This is a genomic window from Streptomyces lanatus (assembly GCF_014655715.1).
Classification (GTDB): Bacteria; Actinomycetota; Actinomycetes; order Streptomycetales; family Streptomycetaceae; genus Streptomyces; species Streptomyces lanatus.
Genome location: NZ_BNBM01000020.1, coordinates 139335 through 160927, shown reverse-complemented (window position 1 = coordinate 160927; position 21593 = coordinate 139335). Strand labels below are relative to the sequence as shown.

The window sequence follows — 21593 nt, the reverse complement described above, 5'->3', positions numbered from 1 at the left end:
GGTGTGAGTGAGGTCCGTTCGAGCACGGGCGCCAGTGCACCCACCGTGCTGCGCATGATCCTCGGCCGACGGCTGCTCGACATGCGTGAGGACGCGGGCATGTCGCTGGACCACGCGGCGAAGGCGCTGCGCGTGACGCCCTTGACCATCCGCCGTTTGGAGAAGGCAGAGGTCGGCCTCAAACCCCTCTACGTCGAGAAGCTGCTCCAGACCTACGGAGCCGAGCAGCAGGAGATCGACGAGTTCATCGACCTCGCCGAGCAGGCGAACGAACCGGGCTGGTGGCACGCGTACCGCGATGTGGTGCCTTCCTGGTTCAGCGCCTACGTCAGCCTGGAGACCGGCGCCAGGACACTGCGCACCTACGAGCCTCACTACGTCACAGGGTTACTCCAGACCCACGGGTACGCCCGCGCGGTCCTGCGAGGCGGCTTCCCCAACGACAGTCCGGAGGAGCTGGAGCGCAGAGTGGATCTGCGTCTGCGTCGCCAGGCTCTGCTGGACAAGCCCGACGCCCCCACGTTGTGGGTGGTGATGGAGGAAGCGGTGCTGCACCGGATGGTGGGCGGCGCCGAGGTGATGCGTGAGCAGATCGATCGGCTCCTGGAGGCCTCGGAGCTGAGCCATGTGAGCGTGGACATCTTGCCGTTCACCGCGGGCGCCCATGTAGGGGCGTGCGCGCCGTTCACGTACTTCCGTTTCGAGGAGCCGGAGCTGCCCGACGTCGTCTACTCCGAGATCCTGTCCGCCTCCATGTACCTGGACCAGCGCTCCGATGTCGTCGCCCACCTCGAGGCGCACAACCGGATGTCGCTGCTCACCTCGTCGGCGGACAGCAGGGGCCTGTTGAATCGCATGCGTAAGGAGTATTCATGACCGTCGCTGACGACCCTTTCTACTTCTACAACGGCATGCCCGCCTCGGACCTCGGTGACCAGGGCTGGGAGAGCCCGTGGAGCGGTCCCAACGGGGGCCAGTGCGTACAGACGAAGCAGCTCGCCGACGGGCGTATCGCATTGCGGCAGTCGACCGATCCCAACGGCCCCGCGCTGATCTACACCCCGCAGGAGATCGCCGCGTTCGTCGCCGGCGTCAAGAAGGGGATGGCCGATCATCTGACGGCCTGCTGAGCCAGGACCCGAGTGGGAAGGACGCCGGCCGAACCTGGCCACGACCCGCCCGGCAGGACAGAGACACCACTGAAGGGAAGAAAATGAGCAGCCCCCACGCCGCGCGGGACATCGACACCAGCAGGCCGCACTCCGCTCGCATGTACGACTACTACCTCGGCGGCAAGGACCACTTCGAGGTCGACAGGAAGGCGGCCGAGACCGTGGCCGCCGCCTATCCCGGCATCTTCGTGTGTGCCCGCGAGAACCGGGCCTTCATGCACCGGGCCACCAGGGTCCTCGCCACCGAGCACGGCATCCGGCAGTGGCTCGACATCGGCACCGGCATTCCCACCGAGCCGAACCTGCACCAGGTCGCGCAGACCGTGGTCCCCGACGCCCGCGTGGTCTACGCAGACAACGATCCCCTCGTCCTCAAGTACGCCGAGCGCCTCATGCGCAGCACGCCCCAGGGGCGCACCACCTACATCGAAGCGGACGTCAACGACCCTCAGACTCTCGTCAACGCTCCCGAGCTGGCCGATGTCCTGGACCTGACCAAGCCCGTTGCGCTGTCCATGAACGCCTTGATGCACTTCGTCACGGACGCGCAGGACCCGTACGGCATCGTCGGCAACCTGCTCGATGTCCTCCCCTCGGGCAGCGCGCTGGCGCTGAGCCACTGCACACCGGACTTCGATCCGGAGACCTGGCAGAAGGTCACCGACATTTACAACGGAGCCGGTACGCCGGTGCAGTTCCGTTCCCAGAAGGATGTGGCCCGCTTCTTCGACGGGCTCGACCTGCTGGAGCCCGGCGTCATCGTCGGGCACCGCTGGCGCCCCGACGCCGCGCCCCAGGGGACCGCTGGGACGGAGCCCGTGACGGACGCCCAGGTCAGCCTGTGGACTGGAGTCGGCATCAAGCCGTGACGGAGACGGGGGTCCGTCTCCTCCCGGGCCACAGATCCTCAACTCGGCGGCGTCTTTGGGCCGTTGACCTTCGCAGCGAAGCCGGTGGGCGGTGGGCCGGTGGGTACACAGGAGACGTGTACCTTCCGGGCCGACGGCTGTTCCCCACGTACGCCTGCAGACGGCTCGCCTGGCCGAGCCATAACGGGGGCCCATCCCCCCGGCCGCAGATGTACCGGTCGCGATCCGGCTGACGACGGCTGAAGCCAGCCGTGGCCCTGATGGTGATTGGTCCCGAGGACAGCACTCACATCTTGATCACAACCGATGCAGGCCCCAGCCGCCTGCCACGGGTACGGCATTCGATATTTCGGGCTGGACCGTCTGTTCGCCGGCGCCAGCGTGCATGGATTCTTCCCCGCTCGGGCATTCCAAGCGGGTGGGGCGGAGAAGGGGGCAGTCACGAGATGGACGCGGAGACGGTCGTCGCGGCGTGTGCCGTTGTGATCGCTGTGGCCTCGCTCACCGTCTCGGTCTACGAGGCACGCGCGACCCGGCAGCACAACCGCCACTCGGTGCGGCCCATACTCCACCTGCAGCGGGGGATGTCCAAGGGGCACAAAGCGGGGATCAAGCTCATCAACTCCGGTCTCGGCCCGGCCGTCGTCGTCAGCAGCACCCTGACGGTCGACGGCCACGTGATCGGCGCGTGGACCAAGGCCAGCGCGGACCGGGCACGTGCCGGCCTCGTCGTACGGCCGTATGCCGTGACGTTCACCGAGGCGCAGACCATCGCCACGGGCCACGAGGACTTCCTGCTGAGCGTGGACCCGTACGAGCCGGACGCCCATGCCGAGTTCCTGGATCTGATAACTCGGCGCCTGCAGCTGGAGATCCGCTACGAGTCCCTCTACGGCGGGGAGAACTATCGCGTGACCCTGCGCCCCCGCATTGAAGGCGAGAGCTGATCGGCCGGTCTCCAGCCCTGCTGACGACCCCACCGCGATTGATCCTGGATGCTCTGCCTGGAGAGGCCAGGGCTAGGGTCGTGGCTGATCACGGTTACCGAAGATGGGGTTCCTAGGTATGAACGGGACAGTGACGGCGGTCAGCAGCAACGGGGAGTACTCGTTCACCAAACCGAACCGGGACAGCGTCAGATTGCTCGCTGGGCTCGGTGTGGAGGGGGACGTGCACGCCGGGGTGACGGTCAAGCACCGCTCACGCGTCGCGCAGGATCCCACCCAGCCGAATCTGCGACAGGTCCACCTCATTCATGAGGAGCTCTTCGCCGAGGTCGGTGAAGGAGGGTTCAACGTGGCGCCCGGCGAGCTGGGCGAGAACATCACCACGCGGGGTATCGATCTGCTCGGTCTGCCGGTCGGCACATTGCTGCGCATCGGCGACTCCGCGGTCCTGGAAGTCACTGGCCTCCGCAATCCGTGCCTGCAGATCGACAACTTCCAGGACGGGCTGTTGAAGCGGGTCGTCGGCCGCGACGAGGCGGGGAACGTCGTACGCAAAGCCGGAATCATGAGCATCGTGCGGGCAGGTGGCGTGGTGCGCCCTGGCGACACGATCGAGAAGGAACTTCCCAGCGGTCCGCACCGACCCCTGGACCGGGTCTGACCAGCCTCCTGGGCAGACCGTGACGTGACTCCTCCCCCGGCTGAAGCCGGGGGCTTCTCGTTACGCCGGGTTGGCGTCGCGACGGACCAGCCCGGCCCGTAGAACGTTGGTGGCTCCCAGTGTGTCGGCGTGCGCGTGGTGGCCGCACGAGACGCAGTGGAACTAAGGCGCGGACACGTTGTCACCGCGGGCGGACGGCTCGGGCTGGCGGTCTGGGACCCTGCGATCGTCGGACGGCTCGTCGAACCCGTCGATCGCCTGCTGCCGGTTTCCGCTCATCACGTCATCACGGCGTCCGGTGACGCCGTCGCCCTCGGCAACGGACGATCCGTCACCGGGGGCGACTCCGATCACGTGCGGGGGTCTGGGAACGCGGTGGCAGGTCCACCGTGCTGTGTGCCGCAGGCTCGGTCCGTGCGCCGGCCACGGCATCTGCAGACGACGGCCATCATGTGTTTCTCGGCAGTGACCTCGGTGGGCTCTCGGCCTGGCGTGTCCCGGCTCTCTGGTTCTGGCCACCGTGAGCGTCGCCAGGTTCTGCACCTGCGGGTTCCTTCCTGGCTCGGATGTGTTCCACGGTGAGGCGGGGACGAACTGCACCAGGCCGGCCCCTGACGAGGGTGACGGTGTCGCCGGGACGGGGCATGTCGGGGGCGGCAGCCCAGACCTTCCGCCCCCGACAAGACGGTCACGTGGCCCCCTTCTCGACCACCTCCGTCTCCATGATTCCCTCGGACGAGGCCTTCGCGGGGGCCCACTGGAGGCGGGTCGAGCACAGGGAGACGATGACGGCCGAGGCTGCCACGACGGCCATCCCCCAGGTCAGGTCGCCGGCTTCGGCGACGAAGCCGATCAGCGCGGGACCGACGAGGAGGCCGGTGGTGCCCGTGGCGGCAACCAGGGAGAGGGCGTCCGGGCCTTCGGCCGCGGCGGCGACGTAGAGGCACGGCGTCACGGCGGCGACGCCCAGTCCCACGCACGCGAAGCCGAGGAGAGCGGGCACGACGCCTCCGACCAACAGTGCGAGGGCCAGTCCGACTCCGGCCACGGCGCTGCCGACGCGGACGACAATGGCGTCGCCCCAGCGGCTGCGCCAGCTGTCACCGAAGAGGCGCGCGAGGACCATCACGACCGAGATGACCGCGATGCCCAGCGGCGCGACCTGAGCCGATGCACCGGCGATGTCCTTCAGGTAGAGCGCGGACCAGTCGTTCATGGAGCCTTCGACCACCTCGGCGAACACCATGGTGCAGCCGAGCCAGAGCATCACCCGGGTCGGCCTGGCCATCCTGCGGCGGTTCTTGCCCTCCTGCTCGGCCGGCTCCTTCGCGGGGGCGTCGTCGGGGAGCAGGCGTGGGCGCGCGCAGGCGAGGAGCACCAGGAGTACGGCTGACGCGGCGGCGAAGTGGGTGACGATGCCGGAGGTCAGCGCGGTCACGCCGGACGACACCAGGGCGGCGAGGAACGAACCGGCGCTGAAGGTGGCGTGCAGCTGCGTCATCGCCGTACGTCCGTGGGCTGCCTCCAGGGCTGCGCCCTGAGCGTTCATCGCCACGTTCAGGCAGCCGACCGCCACGCCGTCCGCGCAGAGGATCACCAGCGCCACGGGGTAGTTGGGGGCAGCGGACAGCGCCAGGAGGATCGCCACCAGGCCCAGCCCGGACAGCAGGGCGAGGCGGCGCGCACCGAGGCGCTTCATCAGGAACGAGACGAGCGGGAAGGAAGCCGCCGCGCCCGCCCCGGTGACCATGAGCAGCAGACCCACCTCCCCGGCGCTCAGGTCGAGGCGCGTCTTGAGGGCGGGAATCCGGGAGATCCAGGTGGCGTACTGGAACCCGAGGAAACAGAACAGCGCCGCGATCGCCAACTGCGTACGTCTGAAGTCGTCTAGGACACGGGGCACGGGAACCGGGTCACCTCCTTCGAAGGGCTGGTACCGCTGCCGGGCACCGCGATGGACATGTACACGGCGTTGTCGCCGTAGCTCTCCGGGAGCCGGACCCGCGAGTGTGCCCGGTAGCCGTGCGCGGCCCAGAAGGAGGCCAAGCCGTCGACGGCGACGAGCGAGATGTGCTCGAACCGCGGTCGCGCGGCGGCCGTCAGCCTGGCGAGCAGGCCGCCGCCCCAGCCCCTGCCCCGCTGCTCCTGCGCGACGACGATGTCGTGCAGGTGGAGGTTGCGCGAGTCGTGCAGGGGGTCGTCGGACCGGGCCAGCGCCGGGTACCGGAACATCGGGTACGGCAGCGAGAGCAGGTATCCCGCGACGTGCCCGTCGATGTCGAGCACGAAGCAGGTGTCCGGCGAGGCGCGTCCTTTCGACTCCAGCGCGGCCCGGCCCTCGGTCAGGGAGCTGCCCGCGTAGGCCGCTGTCTCCAGGGCGGCTATGCCTGGCCAGTCACTGTCGCGCACGGGGCGGATGCGGGCGTCGAGGCCCGCCGCTCCCCCGCTCACGCCGCCGCCCCCGCGCGCCCGATCCCGCCGTGTGTCGCCGTGTGCGGAAGCGGGCCGAAGCCGTTGAAGCCTTGTGTCATGTAGCTGGTGGCGTAGGCGCCGGCGGACAGGACCCAGACCGGGTCCCCGGACGCCAGTGCCTTGGGCACGAGCCGGTGCGCGGTCCCGTAGGCGTCGTCGCTGTCGCACGTGGGACCGGCCACGACGGCGGCGACGTACTCGCCGTCGAGGTGGCCGGGGAAGACGAACCGGTGACAGAGCTCGTCCATCTCGTAGAGGCCGTTGAACTTTCCGCAGCTCAGGTACAGCCAGTGCACGAGCTCACCGTCGGGCTGCCGCCGCTCGGTCAGCCGGTAGACGTGCGCACGGATCGCGCCGTGATCTGCGACCAGATGGCGGCCGGGCTCCATGACGAAGTCGAGGGGCGCCGCGCTGAGGTGCCGCAGTTCGTGCATGCCCTCGCGCAGGACGGCGAACATCTTGTCCAGCGGCGGTTCCAGTCTGCGGCCGTGCCGGTCGAGGTAGCCGAGCGCGGGCAGCCCGCCACCCAGGTTGACGTGGTCGAGCACGATTCCCTGCTCGCGCAAGGCCACCATGGTGTCGGCCAGTTGGTCCACTGCCTGGCGCCACGCCTCGTACGTCATCTGCTGCGAGCCGACGTGCACCGAGAGCCCGGCAGGGGTCAGTCCGGCGGCCCGGGCCGCCGTCAGTACGCGTACGGCGTCGTCCTGCGAGCAGCCGAACTTGCGGCTCAGTCCCCACAGGGCGCCTTCCCCGCTGGTGGCGAGGCGGCAGTACACGCGGGCGCCGGGGGCGTGCGCTGCGACGGCCGCCACGTCCTGCACGCTGTCCGTGGCGAAGGTCCGCACGCCGAGCCGGTGGGCCTCGGCGATGCTCGCGTCGGACTTCACGGTGTTGCCGTAGTGGACGCGGTCCGCGGGTACGCCCAGCCGCAGCGCCTGCTCGATCTCCGCGGGGCTCGCCGCGTCGAAGCCGGCGCCCCGATCGGCGAGGCAGGTCAGCACCTCGTCGATCGGGCACGCCTTCATCGCGAACCGGACGATGACGCCGGGCAGTTCGCGCACCAGGTGGTCGTACTGGTTCCCGACCCCGGTGAGATCGAAGACGACGCAGTCCGACGACGCGGCAGCCAGGGCGGAGGCCAGTCGCGCGTCCAGGTCCACGCTCACGCGTCCGCACTTCCGAGGCCGGTTTCCCGGGCGGCGCGCACCAGCGCGGGCCAGGCGTCGATCAGCAGCGCGAAGTCCTCCGTGTCCCGCCGCGCCTCGTCCAGCAGCTGATCCCGGCGCGCGTCCATTCGGTCGGCGAACTTGGCGTAGCGCCCGCCCAGTTTGCGGTACGAGGTGCTGACCCGGTCCAGACGCCAGATGTTCTCCGTCCGGTCCAGAGCCGCGCTGTCGCGCAGGAAGCCGGCGATGACGTCGCCGCGGACGTGCTCCCGTTCGTCCAGCAGCGCGGCTCCGGCCGCGTCCATCCGCTCGTAGACGTCGTTGAAGTAGAGCATGGAGAGCAGGAACTTCACGAACCGCATCTGGTAGGCCCGGAAGCCGGCGTCGGTGCGCCGGAAGGGCGTGTAGAAGTTCTCGATGTGGCGGTTGTGCAGCACGCCGGGAAGCGCGGCGTCGTGGACGAGGTGGATCAGGAAGTAGTCGCTGCCGATGGTGTCGGTCGCCGGGGGCAGCGGCACCCGCTCGTAGACCTCGTGGTCGAAGCCGATGTTGCTCATGTCCACCCGCATGGGGTCGACCAGCGTCAGGGTGGAGTGATCTTCGGTGAAGGGCGTGGTTCCGGCGCCTTTGAAGGACTCCTCGACCAGCTGTTCCTTCTGCTCGTCCGACCAGTCGGCGGGTGCCCACAGGCTGACGACGTCGTGGTAGACGCCCGGGTCGAGCTGCTCGATCTCGGCGATGTCCACGGACCGTTCGCCGATGAACGAGGCCCCGACCATGGACACCGGACGGTGGCCGTGATCGGCGGCGAGCGCGGTCTCGGTCACGGCGGCCGACGCCTCGGAGGCGGGCTTGCCGAGCGAGGACAGCTCGTGGTGGATGGGGAAGACCTGTTCGCCGTCCAGCACTTGGTAGGTGCAGTCGGAGTCCCTGCGGTGCACGGACCGGCAGCCGAGGGCGCTGGCGATCAGGAAGGCGCGGTTGGTGCAAGCGCCGTAGGAGAGTGCGGCCGGGATCATGAGGCCGAGCAGCCGCTTGGGCACGGCGACGTCGGAGCGCTGGATCGTGCGGCGCAGGAAATCCCGCTGACGTGCCTCGTCGAGGTGGTGGACGATCACGTTCGGGGTGGCGGGCAGGCCGGCCACTACGCGGGCGTGCTCGGCCCGCGTGCTCTCGTCGCAGGAGTCGAGGATGAGCAGGTGCACCTCGGTGCCGAAGGTGCGGGCCGCGTACGCGGCCTCCTCGCCGATGCCCACGATGGCGTCCGCGCACGCCCTGTTGGTGGGCAGGGCCAGGCAGATCCGGTCGGTGCTGGTCTGTCGGTTCACTTGGTGCTCTCTCGTTCGCTCCAGGAGTCGAGTCCCAGGAGTTTCCTGCCGAGGTCGTCGAGCGTGGCGGTGCCGTACCGGAGCGACTCGTGCCGGTCGGCGTCCCCGAGCAGCGTGCCGTTCCAGTCGGGCGTGCTGAGTGTGCGCCACGACTCGACGCGGGAGCGTCGCAGTTCCTCGTGCTCCTCCAGCGCCGGCATCATCGACAGGTACTGCACGGCGCGGACGCCGTGGTCGGAGGTGTTGGGCGCGACTCCGTGGGCCAGGAGTCCGTTGAAGATCAGCAAGTCACCGGCCTGCAGGTCGGGCCGTACGACGGGGAACTCGGCACGGTCGATCGCGGGCCTGATCGGGTCCCGGCCGGCCGGCTGCGCGACCCGCCACTCCTCGAACTGCCGGAACAGCTCGGGTGCGCACTGGAACCCGCCGAGTTCGGGCTGGGTGTCGTTGAGGGCCAGGATCCCCTGCACCCGCTGCGGCAGCACGCCCAGCGTGGTGTCGACGTCCCAGTGCAGTTCGATGTCGAACCCCTCGTCGGTCGGCGCGATGAGGGAACGAGAACGGCTGCCGCGGTTGGGCGGGTTGAGGTTCAACCGGTCGAGGGTGACCCACAGCTCGTCGCAGTCCCAGACGTCGGCGAAGGCGTCGTAGACCCGCTGCGCCTGGCGCGTGTCCCACATCAGCTGGTGGTGGTACGCCTCGACGAAGCCGTAGACATGCAGGTCGCGGTCGAGATCCGAGCGGAACTCCCGCTTCTGGTACCAGGTTTCGGGGCGGTCGGGGTCCAGCCCCTGGAACTCCCAGGCGAACTCGTACAGGCTCTTTGCCTCGCCCGGCGAGACGGCGTTGCGCACCACGACGTATCCGTACGTCTGCCAGAAGGCGAGGTCCTGTTCCGACAGCACGCGCGGCGGCTGCGACTTCTCGATCTCTCTGAGCTGCGTCCGTGCGAGGTAGGTCTCGCCGTCGGCGCTGAAGTAGGGGCGCCGTGTCGGGGCGCGGTACAGGTAGGGGTCGGATGTCGGCATGCGATCACTCCAAGGGTCCTCAGTGGCCGAGGGGAACTCCAGGCCGTCACTGATCGAACTGAGGTTCCTTCAAAGTGGACTGGACCAATTCACGGTGTCAATCGCAACCCGGCGAAGTTGCCGCGAACTGCCTGCCAGTTGCCTGTTGCCGACCGCTCCGCAGACCGGGGCCGCTCTGGGCGTGGCGGTGCGGCACCCCTGCCCCCGGCGGTCTCGCGGTCACCACAAGTGCCGCTCGCAGGCTGCGCGTTGCGATGGGCTGCTGCCTGCCGCCACGCCGGACGGGCCGAAGGCCGTGGGCCCGCACGTGACTTGGTCTAGGCTTTTCAGTACGCCGGGATTGCCCAGAAGGCCGCCCCAGCCGCTCCCGGGAGGCCACAGAACCGCCTCCGCGCCGCGACACGCCGCCCCCAGTTGGACTAGACCAAAGGCGAGTTGGGGGCTATAACGAGACACCTGCGAGTGCGCCCGGAAGGCAGGTCATGACCACTGACATAAGCATCGTTCAGTACGACACCGGCATGTCCGGTGGCGCCGCACGGGTGCCGAAGTACTACCACGTGAAGCAACAGGTCCTCGCGATCGCGGAGTCGCTGACGCCGGGTTCACGCATGCCGGCCGAGCGATTACTCGCCGTCCGGCTCACCACCTCACGCACCACAGTCCGGCTGGCGCTGCAGGAGCTCGTCGGTGAAGGCCGGCTGGACCGGATCCAGGGAAAAGGCACCTTCATTGCACGGCCGAAGCTCTACCGCGTCCTCCAACTCACCTCCCACACCGAGGACATGCAGGCCCAGGGCCTCGAACCCGCCTCGCGCATCCTGGACATGCGTCATATCGAGGCCGACGAGGAGCTGTCGCGTCTGCTCGACATCGATGTCGGTGAGCAGGTGGTGCGCATCGAGCGGCTGCGGCTGGCCGGAGACGAGCCCATGGCCATCGAGACGACCCACCTGTCCGCACGGCGCTTCCCCGACCTGCGCAAGTCGCTGGCCAGGTACAGATCCTTGTACACGGCGCTCGGCGAGGTGTACGGCGTGCACCTGTCGGAGGCCGAGGAGGGCATCGAGACCTCGCTCGCGACCCCGTACGAGGCCAGGCTGCTCGCGACGGACGTGGGCCTTCCGATGATGCTGCTGTCCCGGCACTCGCACGACACCGAGGGCAGACCGGTGGAGTGGGTCCGTTCCGTATACCGCGGCTCCCGCTACAAGTTCGTAGTGACCTTGATGCCCATGGCGGACCGGGCGTCCGACTGAGGCCCCGTCCAGTCCCGACCGTTCCACCTCGTTGCTCGCGCCCCCCCACGTTCACGGCGAACTGCAGGCTGCAGCCCCCTGACCGCGCGACCGGCCCCCGACATGGCCCGCCCTGGTGCGGCGGCCGTGACTGCATGCAGAACGCTGAGCCCCCAGGCCGGCCCCCACGACCGAGCCCCTGAGGACCAGTCCCGCCCCGCCAACCCTGGGAAAGTCGTGACACGACAGGGTGTTCTCACCAGCCGAACCGAAGCCGACCCGACGCCGGCCGAAGCCGACCGACCACGAACCTCCGCCAACCGTGAGGGTGGCAGTCCGACCCTGGATACCCGGCCGCTCGCCGACCACCGCCCCGCAAGCAGAGACCTGCCTTTCGTGCCCCGGACATCGTTGCCCGCGACGCTCGCGGACGCCTTGGTCACCGCACGCGAGGCGGCCTGCCTGACCCAGGAGGACCTCTCAGAACGGTCCGGAGTGAGTGTGCGGGCCATCCGCAACCTCGAGACCGGCCACACCTCCCGCCCGCGCAAACAGTCACTGCTACTGATCGCCAAGGCCCTCGGGCTGCCCCCGGACGAGATCGGGCGGTTGATGCGCAGATCCGGCGCCGAGAGGCATCAGCCACCACCCGGTCTCGTACCCGCCGAACTCCCCGCGGCGCCCCGCCACAGACTCGTCGGCCGGACGACGCACCTTGACTCACTGCGTGCGTACCTCTCCGCCACGGAGCACGGCGACACCGGGCGGCCCGCGGTCGTCGTCGGGCCTCCCGGCGCGGGGAAGACGTCGCTGGTCCTGGAGGCGGCGCACGGCGTGCGCGACCGGTTCCCGGACGGACAGGTCTTCGTGGACCTCCACCCAGGAGCGTCCTCCACACCGCTGACGCCGGACGAGATCGTCCCCCGCGTACTGCGCTCCCTCGGTGCCGGACCGGCGGTGGACCATCCGGAGGAAGCAGCCGCCCGGCTGCGGGACGCGCTGAACAGGAGGCGCGTCCTCGTCGTCCTGGACAACGCCGACAGCGAGGCTCAGATACGGCCGCTGCTGACGGACGGCTCGCGCAGTGCGGTACTGGTGGCCGCGCGCCGCGAACTCCCCGCGCTCTCCGACCAGTTCCGCCGGCACATCGGCGTCCTGAGCGATCAGGACGCCCTCCAGGTGTTGGAGGACCTGCTCGGAACCGAACGCACGGACGCGGAGCGATCGGCCGCGTCGAGTGTGCTGCGGTTCTGCGGAGGGCTGCCGCTGGCCCTTCACATCGCCGGGCTGTGGCTGTCGGCGCGACCGCACCGGTCGCTGCGTGATCTGGCGGACCGGCTGACGAACGAGCAGGACCGACTCCGCTTCCTGCACATCGGCGATCTGTCGCTGGAGGCCAGTGTGGCGGCCTGCTACAGCTCACTGCCCGCCCCGGTCAGGGCCGCGTTACAGCGACTGAGGACGGTGAACGGCGATTTCGGTGTCGACGCCATGGTGACTCATGTGACACCGTCGCGAGGACCGGCCGCCGATCTCCTCGATGACCTCATTGACCGCCAGATGGTGCACTGGGTCGGACCGGCCGCCGACGGCCGACTCCTGTACCGGCTCCACGACGCGGTGCGCCAGTTCGTGGCGTACAGCCCGGTCCGCTCCTGGCCCCCGGACCGCGTGGCGGACCAGATCTGGCTCCCCCGGCAGGCTGTGGACAGCGGCAGAACGGAGGCGGGAAGCGTGAGGCGGGAAGCGTGATCCCCCCGTCGCCGTCATCCGAGGCCGCCCGCCAGACAGGCCCGCAGACGCGGTGCCGTGCCGGGCCGCCGATACCGGGTGCCCCTGGCTCGTCTCCCGACCGCCGACCGTGCATCAGGACGAGTCGGCACGCATTTGGCGAGGAGTCCGGCGCCGGCATCGACGCGCAGGCCGAGCAGCAGATCACGGCCGGACGGCACAGCTCGGCACACTCCGCCGCCGGATCCGACGCCCCCGCCGCGACGGCCACGGCCACCCTCCACAAGACCGCCGACGGCGAGGACCACCACGTCGACGGGCCACAAGCCGAAGCCGGCGCCCCCCACCTGCTGCTCAGCTTCGCCCCGCTCCTGCTCGCCCTGCTGATGATCGCCACCGGAGCCGTCGCGGACGCCGCGGACCTGCACAACCGGGTACTCACCTTCCTCGCCGACCCGGTCGTCGCCCTCCTCGCCGGACTGATCGGCACCGTGGTGATCGGCCGGATCCGCATGGGGCAGAAGCGCGTCGAGGACGCCATAGCCCGCGGTTTCAAGGACAGCGGCCAGATCCTCATCCTCACCACCGTCGGCGGCTCACTCGCCGCCGTGGTCGCGGCCGGCGGCCTCGGCGACATCCTGCGCGGCTACTTCGGAGCCCACTCCTTCGCTCCCCTGCTCCTCGTCTGGGCGATCGCCGCGGTCCTGCACATCGCGGTCGACTCCGTCACCATCTCCGCCATCACCGCAGCCGGCATCCTCGCCCCGCTCGCCCCCAGCCTGGGCATCGACCCCGTGCTCATCGCTCTCGCCGCCGGCACCGGTTCCCTGTTCGCCGTCCACGTCACCAGCAACACGTTCTGGCTGCTGCAGTCACTGATGGGACAAACCACCCGAGGCACCCTCAAGACCTGCACGATCGGCGTCTCCCTCGCCTCGGTCGTCGGCATCATCCTGCTCCAGCCGATCAGCCTGCTGTTCTTCTGACAGCTACGGCTCACCGACGCCACCGCCATGCAGGGCCCGCCGACCATCCGCCGACGGGCCCTCGTTCACTTGCCGGTGTGGAGAGGCGCAGTGATCAACGCTCTGCGCGTCGGCTGCGGATGCTCAGGGCGATGACGGAGACGAGGAACCAGAAAGCGCCGGAGGCCGAGTATCCGGCGACGGTGGACAGGCTGCTCGTCGCCGAGGCGGACGTGGCGGCGATGGTGGCACCGGCGAGAACGGCCCCCGCGCCAGGCGGCCTCCTCTGATGAGGACCCTTGAAAATGGCTCTGGCCGCAGTTGCGTGAAGCGTTGAAGCAGATGCGCCGGACAACGTCGTAGAGATGCTGGGGAATTCGGCGTCGGCCCAGGTTCGTGTTGAGCGGGTCAGGATCCGGCGTCGTATCGGGCGCGTGCTGTCTGCATGTCGGTCTCGTGGGTGACTGCCCATTGTCCGAGTGTGATCAGCAGCTCTCGTAGGGAGCGGCCGAGGTCGGTCAGGGCGTACTCGGCCCGCACTGGTGTGCCGGGATGAAGGGCTCGGCTGATGAGTCCGTCGCGTTCCAGCGATCGCAGCGTGCGCACCAGCATGCGGCGGCTGATGCCCTGGACCGACCGGTCGAGCTCGTTGAACCCATGACTGCGCTGCGCCAGAAGTGACAGCAGTACCGGGCTCCACTTGTCGCCGACACGGCGTAGCAGCGCCGTTGCCGGACACCGCTGGTGGTCGTCGACGGTGACCGGCACCGTGACGCCGACGACGGGTTCGACTGCCGAGGTTTCAGGGAGGGGTGACATCAATGTGCCTTCTTACGAGACGACGCGCGCTCACCAATCATCAGATTAGACACCCGGCAAAGGAGCTTCTCGTGATCGCAGTGACAGGGGCCTCGGGAAACCTGGGCAGCTTGACTGTCCGGCATCTCATCCAGCGAACCGACGCCGCCCGCGTCCTGGCGTTGTCCCGCACCCCGGAGAGGAGTGCCGACTTGGGCGTGAAGACCTGCCACGGCGACTTCGACGAACCGCACGCGATGGTACGGGCTCTCGACGGCGTGGAACGGCTACTGATCATCAGCATCGGTACCAGCGACCGGCTGCCCAGGCACGCCCGGGCGATCGACGCCGCCGCGAAGGCGGGTGTAGGCCACGTCGTCTTCACCTCCCTCACCCGCGCCGGCGACCCAGGACACCCCAGCCCCCTCGTCCCCGACTACGGGGCCACGGAACGGTTGCTGGCGGACTCCGGGCTGCCTTTTACGGTGCTGCGCTTCAACGTCTGGGTCGAGATGCTGACCCTGATCGGCGTAGCCCCCCGGGCCGTAGCCACCGGAGTCCTTCCCAGTAACAGCCGGGACGGGCGCATCGGCCACCTCACCCGTGACGACAGTGCCGCCGTGGCCGCCGCCGTCCTGGCCGAGGGAGGCAGTCAGGGAGAGATCCTGGAGGTCACCGGGCCCGAGGCGGTGACCGACACAGACATTGCTGCTGCGCTGACAGAGGCCACTGGCCACCGCGTGCGGTGCGAGGATGTATCCGACGCCGAACAGCCCCAGCGGCTCCTGGATCAGGGAATCCCCGAGCACTTCGCTCACGCCTGGAGCACCTCCGGCATCGCCAAACGCAATGGCTGGTATGACATCACCACCCACACCGTCCAACGGCTCACCAGTGAGCTGGCCACACCGGTCACCGACTACTTCGCGGCGCACCGCGCCGAATTGGTCGGCTGACCACGGCGCCGCGGAGGCGCCTGCACCGCTACATGGATCTCCTCACTGACATGGGGATTCACGGAACTGCGGACAGAGCCGTGAAGGCTCTGTCCGCAGTTCCGTGAAGATCAGTGGTCGGGAGCCATGAGGTCGGTGCGCTGCGCGTAGCTTTCCAGAGGCTCCGCTGATGCCCACCAAGACCTGTAGTAGTCCCGGAAGGAGTTGACGGCTTCAGCCGTCTCCAGGCTGTGTCCGCTCATGAAAGATCCATCCGCGGTCAGGAGCAACAGGACCGCAGTGTCGTCAATGATCGCCATATTGACCGCGTCGACACCGCTGTTGGTCGTCACCACGCGGGCGTGGTAGTTGGCAAGACCGTGCATCTCTTCGTAGTGCTCTCGCAGCCACAGCCGCATGGTGCTCTTGCCGGGCTCCTGGGCAGGGACACCAATGATGCGGTGGAATGACGCGCCGGGGTTGCGACGAGTCCAGTCGGTCGCGGCCCTGAAGTACTGCTGCGCGGCCGGGGATTGGAAACTCGGCGGCGGCGTGTTGCGCACGTAGCTCGTGTAGACGTGACGCTCGGCAGTGCGCACGAGACGGGCAAACGACAGGAAGAATTCGTCACTGGTGCGGTAGTGCGTGGAAGCTGTAGGGGCCTGTCGATCACGGACCTCAACAACGACTGATAGCAGGACATAGAGCACTGCGTAGATGAGCGGTATCTGCCACTTCACGTCCCACGCGAAGAGATTTGCGACGATCGACCCGCCAATCACGAACAGGAGAGCGAGCAGCAACAACTTCTGCTCAATAGATTGCAGATTGATCACCCGTCGCACCTACCCCACCCCCATTGCGCCTGTGCACCGTGCCTGCGGGCAGGCATGTGGCGCTTCGTGTTTACCCCTCAAGCCGAGTCAGGATGCGGGTCCGGAGGAGTTCGAACGATGCTCGGCCATACATAGCCCGCTTGAGCTTTTTCACCCTATTTACGTGACCTTCAACGACGCCGGAGCTCCAGGGCAGGGTGAGTCCGGCGGTGACGGCGTCGAGGTCCTGGCGGAGGAAGCCGGCGAAGCCCTTCATTGGCTTCGGTGCGTCCTGCTTGGCCTGCCGGATCCATTCCAGCAGGAGGTATCCGCGCTGATGGCGGACCAGGTCGGCAAAGGCGCGGGCGAGGTCACAGGCCCGAGTGATGTCCGGGCAGGCGAGCCGGACCTGAAGGAGCCGCTCGTTCTGGCTCTCGGTGAGGGTCTCGCGGGGCCGCATGATCCAGGAGGTGATCTTGCGGGGGCTAGGGATGTCGGCCCTCACCGGTTCGGCGGTGCCCGTGCGAAGGGCGGCGAGGTGCTTGCGGACGCCCTGGCGGCTGCCCCGGTAGCCGCGGGCCTGGATCTCGAGGAACAGCCGGGTGCCGCTGACCTGGCCTTGCGCCTCGGCGAAGCGGGCATTGAGATATGCCTTGAACGGCTCAAGGACGCCGTTGGGGCGGCACTCGCGGGCGGAGGCCAGCAGTTGGTCGACGTCGGTGTCGCGGAATCGGCGGACGGTCTTGCGGTCGAGGTTCAGCCGGCGGGCGATCGCACTGATCGTCCAGCGTTTCTCCAGCAGGCGGTGGATGTCCTCGTAGCGGTGGCGGGTGCGCTCGATGATCTGGGTCCGGGGCGGCTCCGCGGGCGGTAACAACATCGGGGTCACCTCGGGCACTTCGGCCGCCGTCTCCTCCTCGACGCGTTTGCGCAGGCAGTCGCGGTGCTGATGGCAGGTCTTCTCCACCGCGGCGGGCAGGTTCTGCAGCAGGTGCCAGCGATCAGCGACTTCGAGGGCGTTGGGTGCGGTTTCCCTGACCGCTTTGGTGTAGGCGGTCGCCCGGTCCCGGCAGATGATCTCAGCTCCAGGATGGTCCGTGAGCCAGGCCGCGAAGGTCTCGGAGGTGCGGTCGGGCAGTACGTCCACGACTCGGCCGGCCTCGACGTCGACCAGCACGGTGCCGTAGGTGCAGCCCTTGCGGAAGGCGAACTCGTCCACCCCCAGCACCCGCGGGGCACGGTCCGGAACGGCCGGCGCCGTCAGCAGCCTGAGAAGCCGTGTCCGGCCCGCGGTCAGCCGCAGTCGGCGGCACAACCGTGCGGCGGGACGGCCGCCGAGCTCGATCGCGATCGACCGCAGCCAGCCCGCCAGCCCGGTGCTGGAACGGCGGTAGCGCGTGGACAGACCGGGTACCTGCTCGACGAACGTCATGCGGGAGCAGCTCCTGCGGTCGCAGAAGTATCGGCGCACCCGCAGTCGGATGATGACCCGGCGTCCGCCCAAGGGCCGTTCATCCAGGGTGCGTTGATATGTGCTGTGTACGCGGCGGGCCTGCTTGCGGCAGTTCGGGCACCGGCCTAGGCGGGCCGTCGACACCGCCTCCACTACCAGGATGCCGGAGGAGTCGCTTACCCCCTCCACCCGCACATCGATCCCGGGAAACAGCACATCCTCAACCGTCTTGCTCGCCACGGCAAGAAGTACGCTGCCGAAACGATCCCGCATTCCTGCCGCTGACCTGGGGATTCACGGAACTGCGGACAAGCCCCTTGAAAACGACCAGGCCTGCGCCTCACCCCACTTGGTCCGGCGTTCAAGACCTGTGTCTGACCTGTGTTGTGCACGCCTGCGTGTGATGCCGCGGACTGTGAAGCGGGGTGGTCGCGGGCCAGACTGGCCGGATGGACGCGACGAACGTGAGGGTGAGACCGGCACGGGCTGGTGACGGGCGCGGCATCGCCGTGGCGTGGGTCGACAGCGGGCGGTATTACGCCGCCATATATCCCGACCATTTCCAGATACCGTCCGGTGATGTGGCGGCAACTTTCGAGCAGATGCTGGCCACGGGAGCACGTCCTGAGCAATGTCGGCTAGTGGCAGAAGTGACTGGCGAGGTAGTCGGTTACATCGCCGCTACCCTGCATGCCGCGGCGGGGCCGCCGGAGGGACAGTTTACCGCGACCGCACGCAGGCGCGTGTGGGTCGATGCGCTCATGGTGCGAGCTTCCGATCACCGCCGTGGCGTGGGAAGCATGCTGATGGAGGCGGTCGAGGACTGGGCCAAGCGTCGGGACGCAGCGACGATCGAACTCGATACCTTCGCCCGCAGTCCTTTGTCCGTCCCCTTCTATGAACACCTGGGCTACCAGCGCCACGCGATCGTCTTCCGGAAGCGCCTGTCTTGAGGGCCGAGTCCGGGAGCGTCTGCCGCGCTGAGGCAGGCGTACAGGTATTCATTGTCGTCCAGCAGATGCGGCTTGGGGCATCACGTAGCCGTGGGCGGCGTCGCGGCGCTCGGCAGGTCGGGGCTACGTCTCTCTGCCCGTCTCGCTCTCCCCGCGCGCGGATCATGCCTTGAGCTATCCTCCGCGCATGCGCGGACAGTTCACGGGTTGGCCGGAACAGGCCATGGACGTGTTGTGGCAGCTCCAGGGCGAACCGGGCCACGCGACCCGCGAGCGCTACCGCGCGGACCGTGAACGCCTGGTCCGGCAGCCGATGATCGCCCTGCTCAACGAGATCGCGGACACCGACCCCCGATACGAGGACTTCTCCGTCTGGCACTACCGCACCAACTCCTGGTGGTGGCAGCACCAGGGCGCGGTGATCCGGCTCGGCCGCAAGATCGAGATCAGTCTCCGGTTCGACCTCGACGGCCTGCGCATCCAGGGCGCCTGGTGGTACCCCGATCCCGGCCAGGTGGACATGTTCCGCATAGCCGTGGCCTCCGAGGGGAGCGGCCGCGAACTGTCCGCCATCGTCGAGGACGTGCGGCAGAAGGGCTACGACATCTCCGGGGACATGATGAAACGCCCCCCGCGCGGCTACCCGACGGACCACCCCCGTAGCGACCTGCTCCGCCACCGTTCGTTGATCGCCGCCCGTCTCCTCGGCTGCGAAGAGTGGCTGCACACCCCCGAAGCGGTCGACCGGATCCTCTCGGCCGCAGCCGACCTGGACGCCCTGCTGATGTGGCTGGTCCGCCACGTGAAGCGCGCCGCCTGACATCAACGAGGGCGCCGCGCGGCACAGGAGGCCCCCCCGGTGCCGCTGGCCCCTGCGCTCAGAAGATGATGCGCAGTGTCAGCGCCGCTTGGTCGTCCATCGCCCGATGGCCATCCGGGGCACCTCAGCCAGGGGACGGCACGGTCGAAGACGGGCCCCGGATGTCGGATCCGACACCGTGGTGAGACACCGCAACCCAGCTGTCCGTTCTCACTGGTCCTTTCAGAGTCTCACCGTGTTGCGCCCAGATCTGACGAAGTCTCAGGCTGCGGCCTAGTGCGTTGCCCGCGATGGTCGGCCGGGTTGGGGTGTGACGATCTCGGTTTCCGGTCAGGTGCAGGACCTGCCACTTCGTCGTGGAAGGAGTCCTGTGATGGCCAGGCCGGTACGGGCCCGTCGGCTGACGGACGAGGAGGGCCGCACCCCGCTGCGGATCGTGCGGCGGGGGCGGCACAGCACGATCAAGGTCCGTAGGGCGATGATGATCCTCGCGTCGCCCTCGGGCAACACTAACGAGGCGATCGCCGCACTGGTCGCGGCCGATCCGGACACCGTCCGCGATGTGATCCACGCGTTCAACGACCGGGGCTCGGCGCGTTGGAGCCGCGGAGGTCCTGCGGCCGACCGCGGCGGATCACCGAGGCCGACGAGGCGTACATCGTCGAGATCGCCAAGATGCGACCCAGGAAGTCCGGGGCGGACACTTTTAGCAGGACACCAGTGTTTCTCGAAATCGATCAGAGGAGTGATCGCCATGGCTGAGGAACCGGTCCCTCCGCTCACGGTCGTCCGCCCCGGCGAGGGCGCCGAGGGCTTCCTCGGTTCCATCGGGGTGGTCTTCAAGCTCTGGGGTGCCGATACCAACGGCGCCTTGTCGGTCGTCGAGCACCCGTTCCCGGTCGGCGCGCTGGTGCCGCCGCACCTGCACACCCGCGAGGACGAGTACTCGATCGTCACCGAAGGTGAGATCGGCTTCCGCTCAGGCGACCGCGAAGCGGTGCTGGGCCCTGGCGGGTACATCACCAAGCCGCGCGGCGAGCTGCACGCCATGTGGAACGCCGGCTCGGTCCCTGCCCGCATGATCGAGATCATCAGCCCGGCCGGTTTCGAGAACTGCTTCCGCGAGGTGGCCGAGATGCTCGCCGACGGCCCGCCGCAGTCCGCGGACGCGATCCCGGCACTCGTGGCCAAGTACGGGCTCGAATTCGGCCAGCCTGAGTGGCTGCCGGACGTCATCGCGCGGTTCGGGCTGACGCCGCCGGGAGCGTAAAGAAACGCCATCCAGGCCGCCGCACCCATGCCCACCCAGTTCAGACCCCTCATTCGGCACTCCAGGCCGCTGAATTACGCGGAACGCGGGCTTCACCAAAGCCGACTATCTGACCCACAGTTGCCTACTGCCGCGGCGCACGATCTGCTGCAGCTTCTGCCCCACCTGATCGGTCAGTCTGTGCACACGAACAGGCTCAGCCACCCGCGGCTCCAGCGGTCGGATCGACCGTCACCGCACATTCAACGCCACGACACCAACCTGGCGAACCTATGCGGTCACAGCACTAGCTGCAGCCTGGTTCGCCTTGCCGGGACCGGAACGGGCCCGGGGACGTGAGCGGTTCTCACACCCCAGCCGGCGGCGCCCGCTCAGGACGGAGCCACGCAATAGCTGAGGTCCTGGCCCGTCAGCGAGGTAGGCGTCAAACGCAGCCACATCGTGCCTCGTTCGCTCGGCTCGTCATACAGATAGCCCACGAACCGGTCATCCCACAGAGCCTCGTCCTCTCCCAGATAGCGCACCAGCTTGCGCCGGCCTCTCGGCACATCGAACGGCACGAGCTCAGCCCGCCCCCGGGCGATCACCTGCTGAACACGTCCCGTCACGAGGTCGCACTCGTCCACCACGAGCGCGACCCTCGGGTCGTTCTTCACCCGGTCGAACAAACGGGCCCACGGGCCCGTCAGCACCCAGAACGCGCCGTCCTCCCACAGAAACCAGACCGGGCGCACCGTGGGCCCACCGGTGGCAAGGCGAGCGGTGAGCGGCCGCTGCAGGAACATGTCCACATCGAAACTACGAGATGTCACACCGCCAATCCTGTGGTGCCACCTCTCCCCTGCCTACCGACCTCCGACCTAGGACCAGAGCAGCACGCAACGGGCCGACCCGCACCGAGACACGGCTTCGACACTCTTCGATGGCCCCGGACGACAGGGCGAATTCCAGTGAGCGTCGCAACACTGG

The 21593-nt window shown here is 68.5% G+C and carries 22 protein-coding genes; 13 read left to right on the top strand and 9 right to left on the bottom strand.

Going from position 1 to position 21593, the window contains the following annotated elements; genetic code table 11:
- The first annotated feature begins 3 nt into the window (after positions 1-3).
- From IE325_RS38455 to IE325_RS38435, 5 genes are all read left to right on the top strand, one after another.
- Complete coding sequence (locus tag IE325_RS38455; protein ID WP_190074802.1) at positions 4-876, top strand: Sco1979 family transcriptional regulator; 873 nt, start codon at positions 4-6, stop codon at positions 874-876.
- Complete coding sequence (locus IE325_RS38450; RefSeq protein WP_190074801.1) at positions 873-1130, top strand: DUF397 domain-containing protein; 258 nt, start codon at positions 873-875, stop codon at positions 1128-1130. Before IE325_RS38455 ends, IE325_RS38450 begins: the two co-directional genes overlap by 4 nt.
- A gap of 83 nt (positions 1131-1213) precedes the next feature.
- Positions 1214-2041, top strand: a complete 828-nt coding sequence (locus IE325_RS38445; protein WP_190074800.1) for an SAM-dependent methyltransferase — start codon at positions 1214-1216, stop codon at positions 2039-2041.
- A 446-nt stretch (positions 2042-2487) separates the two neighbouring features.
- Positions 2488-2988: a hypothetical protein gene (locus IE325_RS38440; RefSeq protein ID WP_190074799.1), complete on the top strand. Its 501-nt coding sequence runs from the start codon at positions 2488-2490 to the stop codon at positions 2986-2988.
- Between the two features lie 118 nt (positions 2989-3106).
- Positions 3107-3649 carry an MOSC domain-containing protein gene (locus IE325_RS38435; protein ID WP_190074798.1) on the top strand — a complete coding sequence of 181 codons (543 nt, stop codon included), beginning with the start codon at positions 3107-3109 and terminating at the stop codon, positions 3647-3649.
- A gap of 688 nt (positions 3650-4337) precedes the next feature.
- Here IE325_RS38435 and IE325_RS38430 read toward each other — a convergent pair.
- From IE325_RS38430 to IE325_RS38410, 5 genes are read right to left on the bottom strand one after another with little or no spacing between them, the layout of a single operon-like run.
- Positions 4338-5552 carry an MFS transporter gene (locus tag IE325_RS38430; protein ID WP_190074797.1) on the bottom strand — a complete coding sequence of 405 codons (1215 nt, stop codon included), beginning with the start codon at positions 5550-5552 and terminating at the stop codon, positions 4338-4340.
- On the bottom strand, positions 5537-6100 hold the full coding sequence (locus tag IE325_RS38425) for a GNAT family N-acetyltransferase (RefSeq protein WP_190074796.1): 564 nt from the start codon (positions 6098-6100) through the stop codon (positions 5537-5539). Before IE325_RS38425 ends, IE325_RS38430 begins: the two co-directional genes overlap by 16 nt.
- Positions 6097-7290 carry a type III PLP-dependent enzyme gene (locus IE325_RS38420; RefSeq protein ID WP_190074795.1) on the bottom strand — a complete coding sequence of 398 codons (1194 nt, stop codon included), beginning with the start codon at positions 7288-7290 and terminating at the stop codon, positions 6097-6099. Before IE325_RS38420 ends, IE325_RS38425 begins: the two co-directional genes overlap by 4 nt.
- Positions 7287-8618, bottom strand: a complete 1332-nt coding sequence (locus tag IE325_RS38415) for a DUF6271 family protein (protein ID WP_190074794.1) — start codon at positions 8616-8618, stop codon at positions 7287-7289. The genes IE325_RS38420 and IE325_RS38415 overlap by 4 nt, the downstream gene beginning before the upstream one ends.
- On the bottom strand, positions 8615-9646 hold the full coding sequence (locus IE325_RS38410; RefSeq protein ID WP_190074793.1) for a phytanoyl-CoA dioxygenase family protein: 1032 nt from the start codon (positions 9644-9646) through the stop codon (positions 8615-8617). Before IE325_RS38410 ends, IE325_RS38415 begins: the two co-directional genes overlap by 4 nt.
- A gap of 482 nt (positions 9647-10128) precedes the next feature.
- Here IE325_RS38410 and IE325_RS38405 point away from each other — a divergent pair, with 482 nt between their 5' ends.
- From IE325_RS38405 to IE325_RS38390, 4 genes are all read left to right on the top strand, one after another.
- Positions 10129-10905, top strand: coding sequence for a GntR family transcriptional regulator (locus IE325_RS38405; RefSeq protein ID WP_190074792.1), 777 nt, complete (start codon positions 10129-10131; stop codon positions 10903-10905).
- Positions 10906-11280: 375 nt separating this feature from the next.
- Complete coding sequence (locus IE325_RS38400) at positions 11281-12636, top strand: helix-turn-helix domain-containing protein (RefSeq protein WP_229912335.1); 1356 nt, start codon at positions 11281-11283, stop codon at positions 12634-12636.
- Positions 12633-13601: a GntP family permease gene (locus tag IE325_RS38395; protein WP_229912333.1), complete on the top strand. Its 969-nt coding sequence runs from the start codon at positions 12633-12635 to the stop codon at positions 13599-13601. The genes IE325_RS38400 and IE325_RS38395 overlap by 4 nt, the downstream gene beginning before the upstream one ends.
- Before the next feature lie 131 nt (positions 13602-13732).
- Positions 13733-13870, top strand: coding sequence for a hypothetical protein (locus tag IE325_RS38390; RefSeq protein ID WP_190074790.1), 138 nt, complete (start codon positions 13733-13735; stop codon positions 13868-13870).
- Between the two features lie 118 nt (positions 13871-13988).
- Here the strand turns inward: IE325_RS38390 and IE325_RS38385 are convergent, their stop codons facing one another.
- Entirely contained in the window at positions 13989-14399 is a 411-nt protein-coding gene (locus IE325_RS38385) for a winged helix-turn-helix transcriptional regulator (protein ID WP_229912331.1), read from the bottom strand.
- Between the two features lie 2 nt (positions 14400-14401).
- Between IE325_RS38385 and IE325_RS38380 the strand changes: the two genes are divergently transcribed.
- Complete coding sequence (locus tag IE325_RS38380) at positions 14402-15334, top strand: NAD(P)H-binding protein (protein WP_190074788.1); 933 nt, start codon at positions 14402-14404, stop codon at positions 15332-15334.
- A gap of 110 nt (positions 15335-15444) precedes the next feature.
- Here IE325_RS38380 and IE325_RS38375 read toward each other — a convergent pair whose 3' ends face one another.
- Complete coding sequence (locus IE325_RS38375) at positions 15445-16149, bottom strand: hypothetical protein (protein WP_190074787.1); 705 nt, start codon at positions 16147-16149, stop codon at positions 15445-15447.
- Between the two features lie 70 nt (positions 16150-16219).
- A complete protein-coding gene (locus IE325_RS38370) occupies positions 16220-17854 on the bottom strand; it encodes an ISL3 family transposase (protein WP_229912328.1) in 1635 nt (544 codons plus the stop codon).
- A 176-nt stretch (positions 17855-18030) separates the two neighbouring features.
- On the opposite strand from IE325_RS38370, the gene IE325_RS38365 reads away from it, so the two are divergent.
- The 3 genes from IE325_RS38365 (at position 18031) to IE325_RS38355 (ending at position 20624) form a co-directional block, all read left to right on the top strand.
- Positions 18031-18534: a GNAT family N-acetyltransferase gene (locus IE325_RS38365; protein ID WP_190074785.1), complete on the top strand. Its 504-nt coding sequence runs from the start codon at positions 18031-18033 to the stop codon at positions 18532-18534.
- A gap of 187 nt (positions 18535-18721) precedes the next feature.
- Positions 18722-19354: a DUF2461 family protein gene (locus IE325_RS38360; protein WP_229912326.1), complete on the top strand. Its 633-nt coding sequence runs from the start codon at positions 18722-18724 to the stop codon at positions 19352-19354.
- Positions 19355-20108: 754 nt separating this feature from the next.
- Positions 20109-20624 carry a cupin domain-containing protein gene (locus tag IE325_RS38355; protein ID WP_190074784.1) on the top strand — a complete coding sequence of 172 codons (516 nt, stop codon included), beginning with the start codon at positions 20109-20111 and terminating at the stop codon, positions 20622-20624.
- Positions 20625-20995: 371 nt separating this feature from the next.
- On the opposite strand, the gene IE325_RS38350 is transcribed toward IE325_RS38355, so the two are convergent.
- Positions 20996-21415, bottom strand: a complete 420-nt coding sequence (locus IE325_RS38350; protein ID WP_229912324.1) for a pyridoxamine 5'-phosphate oxidase family protein — start codon at positions 21413-21415, stop codon at positions 20996-20998.
- Between the last annotated feature and the right edge of the window lie 178 nt (positions 21416-21593).